Below are 11,982 nucleotides of genomic sequence, written 5' to 3'. Positions count from 1 at the left end.
TGCGAATGTAATTTTTCTTAAAAATACGATGGTCTTTGAGAAGTTCAAAAAATATAATAAGATTCCTTATAAATCTATTTTAACTTATTTGGTTATATATAAGTAAGTCAATAGGATAATACAGCTAATTAAAAATAATATGATATAGGTTTTAGAATCTGTTTTTCTTCTTTCGATAAATGGAGTTCTTTGTTGCTGATGACTCTTTATGGTTTGAGAAGTTTTTATAGCATTTGAATCGTTAAATAATTCTCTTGGAATCATATCAATAGTATGATTTTTGCCATCATAATAATGAGGGTCTTCATCTAGATGATCTACAATGTCTTTTGCTTCTTTTAATCCAATTTGTAATTGCTCTTTCATCAATTTTATCGCTGAAATCTTTTTTTGGTTGTTGATCAATGATAGAATTTCGGTTTTGTCTATCAATGTATTGTTTATAGATATTTTCATAGGATATGAAGCTATTTTAGAGTCTGGCTATTTTCTTTACTTCTGCTTGATCATTTTAAAAGAAAATCCTCCTAAAACGAGTATTAAAATGATCATAATACCCCAAAGCCATAATTTGTTCTCAAATAATGGAGACGTACTTGTTGCTTCAGCTTTTTCTATAATGATTTCATCTCCCAATTTTATGGTTTTAATTTCTGAAGGAATAGACTCTTTAAATTTCGCAATATCATAACGAGGTTGGTTAGCATTTTTATGACCATAAGTCAGATAATAGGTAGCAGGTTCTGTAATGCGAGTAATGAGCTCGTGTGCGTATCCTTTTACTTGAATACTATTGATATCTAACGGTTGATTGTCCTGATTATGAATATGTATTTTTAGCTTTTTTGTTGTTGTGCTTACAGCTTTAAACTCGTTATTTCCATTAGAGTTTAATACTCCTGAAGTTAATGTGTTAAAGTGAAATTTCCACTTTAGCCCTACAAGAGTACTATCAGATACATACTGAATACTTACGGGTCTATAATAATCAAAAGCTGCATTAGGGGTTATTTTTAAAAAACTTACAGGTACTGCATGCTCTAACTCTATACTTATTTCTGTTTGTTTCGTTTGTTTGTTTTCTAAAGAATTTTGATACTTTATAGCATAATCTTGTAATGAGCCTTCTACAATATTTTGTTGTTGGATACTCACTTTTTGTAGATCTGGATCTGTTTTTGAATCAACTTGTAGTCTATAATAGTTGTATTTAGAACTAGGAAAACTCAATTTGTCAAAAGTAAAGTCAGTAAGTTCATTTTTAATAGAAACAATTCGGTAGTCATCTATAATTGTAAACCATTCTTGTTGATTGTTACTTCCTTCTAATTGAAGTTGCCAGTCGTAGTTTTGCTGTCCAAAATCCAAATCCATTTGATTGACAGGATTTGCTGAAGAAACTTCAAATGTATAGAAATATCCAGTATCAGTATGTGACGTATTTATGATCTTGAACTCATTATTTTTAATAGATGTATGATCTTTTAATTTTTGAAGTATATATGGTGCTTCGATCGTATCATTGTTTTTTGTGATACCATATATTCTAATATCGGTAAGCTTTCGCGAAAGCGTACCAAACATGGTTTTAGGTATAACAATCTTGTGCCATTGATCCTGAACACCTATTAACTCACGTTTATATTCGTAAGACTCCATCTGTCCGTATGAAGATGAAATCGTGAGTAATACGAACGTAAGAACTAAATTAATCTGTAGTCTCATTAGCTATCTTGTTTTTGTATTTATTATATAAAAATGAAATGATCAATAGGAGTACACCTAAGGATACAAAGACTATAGTTTTTGAAATGGTATTAAGATGTGCAATATCGTATGCAAATAATTTTATGAGTGTAATAGCAAATAGTACAATAGCCATAATACGTAAGTATTGTTTCTTTTTCCAAATACCTAGTATAATTAATAATAAGGCATAGATTCCCCAGAGAATGCTAAGTCCAAGTTTATAAGATTGTTCAGATTCACCTATATCCATCCAATGGATTAATTCACTACTTGCAATCCATAGTATGGCGACGTGTAATAAAATATTAAAAGGGATGTCAAGCTTTTTCTGCACAAAATCTTGTCGTATACTTCTATAACATAAGAAAAGAGTAATAGCTACAAATACAAAGGATACATACCGTATACCAATATAGAATAACCCTCTAGGATAGTATTCTGATAATGTTTGGTCGAGATACGTTTCTCTTAGTTCGCTTATCTCATAAAGACTACGGAATAAAAAACCAAAAATCATGAGTGTCATTAAACCAAGACTTATATAGGTTAATGACTTGCTCTTTATCTTCTTAAGATTCAAAAATGCAAGTATGGAGAAGAATACTAACGAATAGTTAATAATCCATATAGCTTTAAAACTTTTGATACTATAATTCTTATGATTCCCAAAGTAGTTCGTGCTATTATCATTTGAAGAAATGGTAGAGTTTTCTAATACCTGATCCCAATACATAGATATTTCTAAACGAATAGCGATATAACTTATAAAAATAATCAGCGCAGGAATGGCAAACGAAATGATTGCCGAAAGTTGGTTTTTAGTTCCAAATGCAGGGATGTATTTTTTATTGTTATTTAAGAAGTGAATACCTCCAAAAACCCCAATAACGAATAAATACGTGAAGAAGTGGATGTTAAATATAGGCATGTTTTTTTCTTCGGAATACCCATAAAAATCATATGCATTACCCCAATCCTGTATGAGACTTAAAAAAGCAATTGCCATCACAATATAGGATAGCTTTTCATAAACAGGAATTTGTTTTGTTCTCCCTATCCAAAATAATAATATAGCTTCGGCAGCCCATAACAAAGTCACCCAATTTCCATCTAGTTGTACAGGTATAGTAATCGTAATAAAGACAAGTACTAAACCAGCAATAAGATAAAATAAGTTTTTGTCTGCTAGTTTTTTACGGTAAATAACAACACTTACTATAAAATGGATGACAGCATTACAAAGTGTAAATAAGCCTACAAGTTCTTTACCTGTTTCATGATCGCTTAAAATAGCATATCCAAGCCCATAAAATATAAAAGAATTAATAAGAAGTAAGATGATATTTTCAATGCCAAACTTCTCATTTTTAATAAGCTTATATGCTAAGAATGTAAGGTAAAAGGTGACAAAGAATATCGTTATAAAAGTAAGAGCTAGACTAAAGTGCTTATCTGTTAAATATTCTGTAGCAAACCATACTAATACAATAAGCCAAGTGAGCCCAAACGATGAATAATAGAGTGGTTTCCAATATTTTTTAAAAGAAATAATAAGTATACCAATATTTATAATTGCCATATAACTATAGAGTACACCCACTCTTCCTGAACCATCACTCAGTAAAAAGGGAATGGCATAAGCCCCCACTAAACCAATATGTGCTATAATCTGTTTATTATAATTTATGGCTGCAATGACACTAAAAATGGTAAATATGACCATTAAGACAAATGCCATGGTTTGAGGGATTAACTGATAAAAATTATACGCTGAAAATGTAATAAAGTACATAATAGCGATAGCACCACTTACAAGCACAGCACTATAATTTTCATACTTTTTCTTAAGTTTAATACCAAATCCTAAAAGTCCAATACCGGCAAGATATCCTAGAATGATTCGGGTGAGTGGACTCACTAAGTCATTTTCTATAGAGTATTTTGTTCCTAAGGCAACACCAATTACGGTAATAGCAATTCCAATTTTATTAATTAAGTTTTCCCCTATAAACTTTTCTAAATCATTTTTAGACTTAGGAGTTTTTGATTTAGAAACTATAGTTTTTTGTGCTGATTTTTCTTCCTTAAATCTCTCATGAGAAGACATATAAATAATCTCTTCTTTCTCTTTTGTTTGATCAAGAATAGGTGGAGTAACAACTTCTTTCTCTCTTATAGGTTCATTTACAGAAGGAGAAGGGGTAATTGTTTTTTCTTCTTCCTGACGAAACTCCTTTCTAGTTTCATTTTTTAATTCGTCATCTTGTATTTTCTGTATCTCATTACGCAATAAAGTAATGTCACTAGAGATAGATTCTTGTTTCTTTAGTAGTCGTTCTACTGCACTAAAGAGCTGATTAATCTTATGCTGATTTTCTGTCATAGAATATAGTGTAATGATGGACTCACTTCGGGTTGTATTTTATGCTTATTACTTGCTGTTTTTTTTACTTATGGTATAAAACTCTTTTTCAGTTAGGATATCCTTTAATTCTAATTCGATGGTTGTTCCATCTGGATGGTATCTCTGGTACTTTACCATTCCAATACCTTTTGCGTAATACGTAAATTGATAGAAATCATAGTTTTGACCATTTTCAAGATATTTGATTTCGTACTCATCCATAAACTTTACCGTTGCATATTTAGTTCCGTATACTTCAATATTTTCATATTTATTTTTTGTACGCGCTTTTATCATTTGTCCATTTCCATATCTAGGACTTTTATAATTTATGGAATATTTGTATTTATTATGATCTACCCATTTATAAACATTTTTATCTACTATTATTCCATTAACTCGAATATTTTGCCCGTCGTCACTTTGTTCAAAGTCAGCATATCTAATAACCTCTGCCCCCTTTGTGTTTAATTGTTCCTCAAAAATATTATAAAGTCTAAAATCAGTTGTATACGATTCTGTTAGAATGGTATTTGTTTTTGGATCAGTAGTAACTTTCCAATATTCAATATTCTTCGGATTGTTTTTATCAACGTATTTATAAACGCTGACTTCTTTCTTTTTTCCGATTTGATAATAATATTCTTTTATTTCTTTTTGTGCGTAGCAACTCGGAATAATGAATATTAAAATAAGAAAAAGGGTATTTTTTATTATTCTCATTTTTTAGTTTACAGGTAACGATACAAAGACTAAATATAACTTAAAAATATGGTAGTGTTTATTTTAGTATTGTCTAGACTATAGTGAATAGTGATTTTTATGTAAACAAATAAGTCTCAGAATAACACTCTATTATTCTGAGACTTATTTCTAGATGATAGCATACTTTGATAAAAACGAAGTATATCGAAATCCTATCGTCATTTGTACTGCAGCAGTAGTAACGGAAAGTTTAAGAAATTACGTAAAGAAAAAGTACGCAATTTCTTAAACAACCACCCTTTCACCGTTTTTAGTTCCCTAAATAATCCATAGTCATTTGCACAAAAGTCTTTACACCTAATAGGAGGCCGCTTTCGTCAATATGAAAATCTGGCGTATGATGTGGAGCCGCTGTAGTATCTCCAGGCGTTTTACCCCCTAAGAAGAAATATACACCTGGCACTTCTTTTTGAAAGAATGAAAAATCTTCTGCACCTGTGATGGCCTTGATCAGTTTTACATTTTCTTTTCCTGCTGCTTTTTCCATAGACGGAAGCATTTGTGCCGTAAGGTCTAGGTGATTATACGTAATAGGATATCCTTTTGCAATATCAATAGTTGCTTCGGCACGATAGGCAGCAGCAATTGCAGGCACCATTTCTTGCATACGCTTATTAATATGTGCTTGCATATTATAATCTAATGTACGGAGTGTCCCTATAATTTGCGCGCTTTCTGGGATAATATTACTACGTACTCCAGCATTGATTTTTCCAATAGAAAGTACTGCAGCTTCTTGAGTAAGAGGAGATTCACGAGAGATAATAGTCTGTAACCCATCTATAATTTTTACAGATGCCATGATAGGATCAATGCTCGTCCATGGAGTAGAACCGTGGCTTTGTTTCCCTTTTACATTAATTTCAAAACTCTGTGAGGCCGCCATAATACCTCCTGGTTTATAAGCAATAGTCCCGACATCTTGCCCTGCGCCAATGTGTAATCCAAATACAGCATCTACATCAGGGTTTTTAAGCACACCTTCTTTCACCATGAGTTCTGCACCACCTTCTTCCCCCGGAGGAGCTCCCTCTTCGGCAGGTTGGAAGATAAATTTTACAGTCCCTGCAAAGTCATTATTTTTTGCCAATACCTCTGCAACGCCCATTAAAATAGCAATATGTGTATCATGTCCGCATGCGTGCATTACAGGCACTTCATTACCACGATAGGTCCCTTTGGCGGTCGATTTAAACGGCAGGTCTACACGTTCTTCTACAGGTAAAGCATCGATATCTGCACGTAAAGCAACCACTTTTCCGTCGCGTTTTCCTTTTAATACTCCAACAACTCCTGTTATGGCAACTCCTGTTTGTACTTCAATACCCAGTGACTTTAAATGCGCTGCTATTTTTTCGGCAGTACGAAATTCTCTATTTCCTAATTCAGGATTTTGGTGAAAATCTCGACGCCACTCAATAACTTTAGACTCTACAGCATTAATTTCTTTTTCTAGTGATTGCGCTTTCGCGAAAGCGGACACCAAAATAATCCCACTTACAAGGAGTGCTTTTGTATATTTCATAGATATGGTTTGAATTGTAAAAAATGATTTGACTGAAAAATACGAATTAATTACAGGAATTGATAGTATAGGGTAGTGTTTTTAGAATTTCAAGACTCCTCTTATAAATTTGTTCTTTTCTATCTAATGGTATTTACAATTTGCTCATCGCTGTTAAGTAGGCAATTGCGAGATTCTCTATTCCAATTTCATTCATGCGTCTGCAGTCTGCTCTATTAGAGCCAAAAAATGGCTCTACAATAATAGCTGGCGCATTTCCGGATAATAAAGAGAGTGCTCCTCTTCCTTGTCTTCTAGTTTTTACCCCTCTATCCCCTCGATTACTTCGTTTTCTGTCAAATAGATTAACCATTTCATCTTGAGTGAGTTTAGCAAAACGCAATGATTTTCTAGAACCACTTGATAATACTTCACTGCCAGATACTGTAAATACAGAAGAGTTAAAATGTAATTCGGTAGAATATTCTGGATCCCATTCATTTACTTCGCCATATACCTTAAGAATTTCTCTACGATAAGATCCTTGATGTTCTCGATGGAATACTCTAATTTCTACATTAAAATCACTAGCTTTTTGTAACATGACTTGTGCTAATTCTGAATTGAAATCTAACTCAGAACGGTCAATTGGAGTTATAGATTGAGCTCCTTGGCTTATTTGATTATGACCCACAATAACAGCTATTTTTCTCATACCTTATAGTTTTAAAAGAAATATTTAAATGCAATAGGATAATATATAGCATATAGATTATTTTAAAATAGGTAGAAATACGGTATTTTGAAAAGGATGTAAACGTAAAGATATATGACCTATAGTTAATTTGCTTTTTGACAAGCTACTTGTAACCAGTCTTTTAAGCAGAGTATCTATTTCACCAATCCTAACGGTTTTAGCTAGGGTGTACACATCATTTTCAAACTTTTTAACAACAGTGAGTAATTGCTTATACTAATGCACCCCAACACCATCAAACATGAGGAGGCTTAATGCAGTGTCTTTGTAGATAGCACCTTCATAGACTTCTCTAATCTCAAAAGTGATTTCTGTTACTGTATTTTTAGGAAACATCAGTTTATCTATGGCGACTGTTTGTATCTCGAAACTATCCTTTAATAGGATATCATAATATGATTTGTTATTGACATACATGCGTAGTTTTTTAATTCGAGAGTTCGCTTGCCAAGCTTTTTTACTTTTTTTATATCCATTGGCAATGATCAATTTATTAATACCTAATTGACCTTCATAAAATTGATCCTTACTAAAATCAATACTATATGTGATAGATTCACCTATACCATAATCCTCTTTTCCTTCAATCCAAGCAGTATTGTGATCAAAATCATGAGTGTTTTCTGCAGTGTAGGTATTATCACTTTGTGTAGCTAGTTCTGAAGTTGCCATTATAGTACTAACGGTACCGCCACAATACCAATTACATCCTTTTAAAAAAACGAGATCACCTACAGGTCTAAGAGTACCATTTTTATCTTGCTCATAATCTTCATAGTCAAAAAAGTCAGTATCTTTTTCCTGTATAGCTTCTATAGTCTTGATGTTTTGCGCTTTTAGTGTATGGAAGTTTACTAAAGTTAGAAATGCACTTACAAGTATGATGATAAAAGCTTTGTTCATAGATATGATTTATGAAGAATTATAAATGTATTAAAAAATGGATAATTTTTTAATAACAGAAATCTGGATTGTTATTGACAAAATCGTTCTATAGCTTGTTGTGCTTCGGTGTATCCGTTTTGTATTAACTTCTCTAATTCTTTCTTGCCTACTTCTTTTTGGTTATTTCTTATGTACATAATAGCTCTATTCATTAAAATATCTGGTCTGTTAGAGCTAAATTTCACTGCCATTTCAAAATGTTCTAAAGCTCTTTTATAATCAGGTTGTATAAAATGTTCAATAGTAAACCACATTCCTAAATTGTTATGAGCTTCAGCATTCTTTGGGTTATATTCGATAGCCTGTGAAAAATCTGAGGAGGATAATACAGCAACTCCTTGGCTTAGGTAAATTTCTCCACGTTTATTGTATATATCAGAAATAAAGATGGTATTTGGTTCTGATTTTTCTTTTTCTATTTGAATGGCATCAGAAAAAAGATCAACAACTTCTTCTAAACTTTTTGCTTTTTTTGCTTTTTCAACAAGTGTTTTTAGATCACTTGTGTTTTCTTTATCTTCAGACATTCCTGCCATAGCCTGAGTATATAAATCATTATGTTTTTTAGTCTCTCTTTTAGACGTTTTCTTTTTTCTGAAAAAATTAAACATATATATGGAGTTATATTAATTCATATTTAAATAATCATTATGCATTTGATGTTATAGTGACACAGAAAACAACCACCCGCTCCATTGAGTAGCTATTTACTTCCCATTCAAATAATCTATTGACATCTGACTTAATGCTTTAACGCCTAATTGGAAGCCAGATTCGTCTATAAAGAAATCTGGTGTATGATGCGGAAATGCTGCTGTATTTCCAGGAGTCATTCCTCCTAAAAAGAAATAGAACCCAGGTACTTTCTCTTGAAAGAATGAAAAGTCCTCTCCTCCAGTCACTGCTTTCTGTAATTGAATATTTTCTGCACCACCTACTTTACGTAATGTAGGAAGCATTTGCTCCGTTAAAGCAAGATCATTATACGTTACTACGGTCATATTTTGCCAATCAATGGTCGCCTCGCCACCATAAGCTTTCGCAATATCACGCGCCATTTCATCCATACGACGTATGATCTTCTCACGCATATCAGGATCCAGTGTACGCACAGTACCAATCATCTCTGCACTTTCAGGAATGATATTAAAACGTAACCCAGATGTGATTTTTCCAATTGTAATGACTGCAGCTTCATCAGTTAATTTACTTTCTCTAGAGATAATACTTTGGAAACCATCTATAATCTTCGCCGAAATATAAATCGGATCTACACCAGACCACGGCTGACTTCCATGTGTTTGTTTTCCTTTTACATTTACCACAAAACGTTCTGTCGCCGCCATGGTTCCACCTGGTTTGTAACGAATGGTATTTACAGGAGTACCACTATTAATATGTAATCCGAAGATGGCATCTACTTTTGGATTTTCTAAAACCCCTTCTTTAACCATTAGTTTTGCACCGCCTTCTTCTCCAGGAGGTGGTCCTTCTTCAGACGGTTGGAAAATGAATTTTACCGTTCCGTTGATTTTATCTTTGTTTTTTGCTAATACTTCGGCAACACCCATAAGGATAGCCGTATGTGTATCATGACCACAGGCATGCATCACACCCGTTTCTGCGCCTAAGAACGTAGTTTTTACTTCTGATTTAAAAGCCAAATCATTACGCTCCGTTACAGGAAGCGCATCAATATCTGCACGTAGTGCAATGACTTTTCCAGGATTGTCTCCTTTTAAAATACCTACAACACCCGTTTTGGCAACACCCGTTTGCACTTCGATACCAAGAGACTCTAAATGCTTTGCAATTTTTTCGGCAGTTTTAAATTCGCGATTTCCTAATTCTGGATTTTGATGGAAATCACGTCGCCATTCGATGACTTTATTTTTTACAGCTTCTACATCTTTATCAAAGCTTGTTTGTGCAATTGTAGTTCCTACAAAGAGTAGGAGTAGTGGTAATAGGAGTTTTTTCATAGTAATGTATTTCATTCCCATTAAGGCGGGAATCTCATGAATGTTATTGAGAATTGTATGGAATGTTTATTTAATCTAAAAATATGGTTTTTTTGACAACTTGTATGCGATCGAATAAATCTAAGCAGAATTTCTGAATGTCTTCCGATTTGTAATGGTACTTTTCGCTAGTTATTTCTTTCATATCTTCATTAGTATAAGCTATACATGATAATATGGTATGAGCTATACCTCCCTTTACTTTTTTATTAGGTCTTATTTCATAATTATATTCTGCTAATTCTCCGAATTCACAAGAATCAGTCACATGAAACTTTTTTAAGGACTCTTTATATAAATTGTACTGTATCTGTACTTTTTTCTTACTATCAAATAATGTTTCGCAAAAAATAAAATCAGGTTGATAGATAACTTTAGAAACAGAAGAATCTAGTTGTATTATAAGTTTTTTTGCTTCTGCTTCTTGTGATTGAATAGGCAATGTGACTAAACAAGTGAATAGCGCATAGATTATAATTTTATAGACATGCATATTAAAAAGCAATCAATCGATACCCTTCTCCTTGTGACTGTATCAAAATAGTCATGGCAGATAGTGCGGTTTGTGTAAGAGGGAGTCTACGATCTTCTGTAATATTACGCGCGCCTGCTGTTTGTCCGCATAAAATAATATCAACCCCTGCTTTATCGATCGCTTCGAGTAATTCAATATTCGGGTTATCTACCCCAAACTTCTCTTTATACGCTTCATTTGTGAGTAATCCGTAAGAGGCTTGTCCGTGCATTGCCATACGTACGTGTAGGTTTTTTACAGGAACACCTGCTTTCTCATGCATGTTTAGAAAACGAGCAATTGTTTCGATATAGGGATTACGTTTGCTTCTATCTTCAGGAGCTTTGGCGACATCGAATACCGCTTTAAATTCCAAATCTGTATTGGTTTTAAAATCTGGATTCGGCACTTCATAGGTTTTGCCAAATTCTGGGATAACCTTTCCTGATTGCGATGTGGGTTGTTGTGTGTACGCTTTCGCGAAAGCGAATAAACATATAATATATATTAGTTTTTTCATAAGATAGTTCTTCTGTGTGAAGATACTTTATAATTTATCGAAATCGAAATCGAAATTGAAATTGAAGATGAAGATGAAGATGAAATTTAATAACTGTTATTTTGGAAATAGTTATACGTCTCTTGAGTAGTGAGTTTAGCCTTGAGTTTCAGGTTTCAGGTTTAAAAGTTGTTTTTAAATTCGTTATCGGTTCATCGTTCATCGTTCGTTGTTTGGAATTTGAGATTTGAGATTTGAGATTTTAAAATAACTATGTGTCTCTTGAATGGGGAGTTTTGAGTTTAAAGTTTCAGGTTTAAAAGTTGTTTTAATTCGTTACTGGTTCATCATTCGATGTTCGTCGTTCGTTGTTTGTTGTTTGGAATTTGAGATTTATAATTTGTGATTTTAAAATAACTATGCGTCTCTTGAATAGGGAGTTTCAGGTTTCAGGTTTAAAAGTTGTTTTTAAATTCGTTATCGGTTCATCGTTCATCGTTCATCGTTCATCGTTCGTTGTTTGGAATTTGAGATTTGAGATTTGAGATTTTAAAATAACTATGTGTCTCTTGAATGGGGAGTTTTGAGTTTAAAGTTTCAGGTTTAAAAGTTGTTTTTAATTCGTTACCGGTTCATTGTTCGTCGTTCGTCGTTCGTTGTTTGTTGTTTGGAATTTGAGATTTATAATTTGAGATTTGAGATTTTAAAATAACTAAGCGTCTCTTGAATGGGGAATCTTGAGTTTAAAGTTTCAGGTTTAAATGTTGTTTTTTAATTCGTTACTGGTTCGTTGTTCGTCGTTTGGAATTTGAGATTTTAAAATA

General features: G+C 32.9%; 11 protein-coding genes. All 11 read right to left on the bottom strand.

What is annotated here, in order from left to right; genetic code table 11:
* Positions 1-84 precede the first annotated feature (84 nt).
* The gene (locus CHB80_RS15990) at positions 85-456 is read right to left on the bottom strand and encodes a ribosomal protein L7/L12 (RefSeq protein WP_089372505.1); all 372 of its coding nucleotides are present in this window, start codon (positions 454-456) and stop codon (positions 85-87) included.
* Positions 457-492: 36 nt separating this feature from the next.
* The gene (locus CHB80_RS15985) at positions 493-1,725 is read right to left on the bottom strand and encodes a DUF3999 family protein (RefSeq protein WP_089372504.1); all 1,233 of its coding nucleotides are present in this window, start codon (positions 1,723-1,725) and stop codon (positions 493-495) included.
* On the bottom strand, positions 1,709-4,132 hold the full coding sequence (locus CHB80_RS15980; protein ID WP_089372503.1) for a DUF2339 domain-containing protein: 2,424 nt from the start codon (positions 4,130-4,132) through the stop codon (positions 1,709-1,711). The genes CHB80_RS15985 and CHB80_RS15980 overlap by 17 nt, the downstream gene beginning before the upstream one ends.
* Before the next feature lie 48 nt (positions 4,133-4,180).
* Complete coding sequence (locus tag CHB80_RS15975) at positions 4,181-4,876, bottom strand: hypothetical protein (protein WP_089372502.1); 696 nt, start codon at positions 4,874-4,876, stop codon at positions 4,181-4,183.
* A gap of 292 nt (positions 4,877-5,168) precedes the next feature.
* Positions 5,169-6,443: an amidohydrolase gene (locus tag CHB80_RS15970; RefSeq protein ID WP_089372501.1), complete on the bottom strand. Its 1,275-nt coding sequence runs from the start codon at positions 6,441-6,443 to the stop codon at positions 5,169-5,171.
* A 133-nt stretch (positions 6,444-6,576) separates the two neighbouring features.
* The gene (locus CHB80_RS15965; protein ID WP_089372500.1) at positions 6,577-7,137 is read right to left on the bottom strand and encodes an N-acetylmuramoyl-L-alanine amidase; all 561 of its coding nucleotides are present in this window, start codon (positions 7,135-7,137) and stop codon (positions 6,577-6,579) included.
* Positions 7,138-7,395: 258 nt separating this feature from the next.
* On the bottom strand, positions 7,396-8,082 hold the full coding sequence (locus CHB80_RS15960; protein WP_089372499.1) for an NADase-type glycan-binding domain-containing protein: 687 nt from the start codon (positions 8,080-8,082) through the stop codon (positions 7,396-7,398).
* 71 nt (positions 8,083-8,153) lie between these two features.
* On the bottom strand, positions 8,154-8,735 hold the full coding sequence (locus CHB80_RS15955; protein WP_089372498.1) for a tetratricopeptide repeat protein: 582 nt from the start codon (positions 8,733-8,735) through the stop codon (positions 8,154-8,156).
* A 96-nt stretch (positions 8,736-8,831) separates the two neighbouring features.
* On the bottom strand, positions 8,832-10,106 hold the full coding sequence (locus CHB80_RS15950) for an amidohydrolase (RefSeq protein ID WP_089372497.1): 1,275 nt from the start codon (positions 10,104-10,106) through the stop codon (positions 8,832-8,834).
* Between the two features lie 70 nt (positions 10,107-10,176).
* Positions 10,177-10,587 (bottom strand): hypothetical protein, encoded by a 411-nt coding sequence (locus tag CHB80_RS15945; protein ID WP_143337160.1) that lies wholly within the window; start codon positions 10,585-10,587, stop codon positions 10,177-10,179.
* A gap of 52 nt (positions 10,588-10,639) precedes the next feature.
* On the bottom strand, positions 10,640-11,179 hold the full coding sequence (locus CHB80_RS15940; RefSeq protein WP_089372495.1) for a DsrE family protein: 540 nt from the start codon (positions 11,177-11,179) through the stop codon (positions 10,640-10,642).
* Positions 11,180-11,982: the final 803 nt, after the last annotated feature.

The sequence above is a fragment of the Dokdonia pacifica genome, from assembly GCF_900188275.1.
In the GTDB taxonomy this organism is placed as follows: Bacteria; Bacteroidota; Bacteroidia; order Flavobacteriales; family Flavobacteriaceae; genus Dokdonia; species Dokdonia pacifica.
This window is presented reverse-complemented; position numbering and strand designations above follow the sequence as displayed.

Coding starts and splice junctions, on each gene's coding strand:
- CHB80_RS15970 (WP_089372501.1), bottom strand. CDS start 6,443: ATGAAATATACAAAAGCACTCCTTGTAAGTGGGATTATTTTGGTGTCC.
- CHB80_RS15940 (WP_089372495.1), bottom strand. CDS start 11,179: ATGAAAAAACTAATATATATTATATGTTTATTCGCTTTCGCGAAAGCG.
- CHB80_RS15955 (WP_089372498.1), bottom strand. CDS start 8,735: ATGTTTAATTTTTTCAGAAAAAAGAAAACGTCTAAAAGAGAGACTAAA.
- CHB80_RS15960 (WP_089372499.1), bottom strand. CDS start 8,082: ATGAACAAAGCTTTTATCATCATACTTGTAAGTGCATTTCTAACTTTA.
- CHB80_RS15975 (WP_089372502.1), bottom strand. CDS start 4,876: ATGAGAATAATAAAAAATACCCTTTTTCTTATTTTAATATTCATTATT.
- CHB80_RS15965 (WP_089372500.1), bottom strand. CDS start 7,137: ATGAGAAAAATAGCTGTTATTGTGGGTCATAATCAAATAAGCCAAGGA.
- CHB80_RS15985 (WP_089372504.1), bottom strand. CDS start 1,725: ATGAGACTACAGATTAATTTAGTTCTTACGTTCGTATTACTCACGATT.
- CHB80_RS15950 (WP_089372497.1), bottom strand. CDS start 10,106: ATGAAAAAACTCCTATTACCACTACTCCTACTCTTTGTAGGAACTACA.
- CHB80_RS15980 (WP_089372503.1), bottom strand. CDS start 4,132: ATGACAGAAAATCAGCATAAGATTAATCAGCTCTTTAGTGCAGTAGAA.
- CHB80_RS15990 (WP_089372505.1), bottom strand. CDS start 456: ATGAAAATATCTATAAACAATACATTGATAGACAAAACCGAAATTCTA.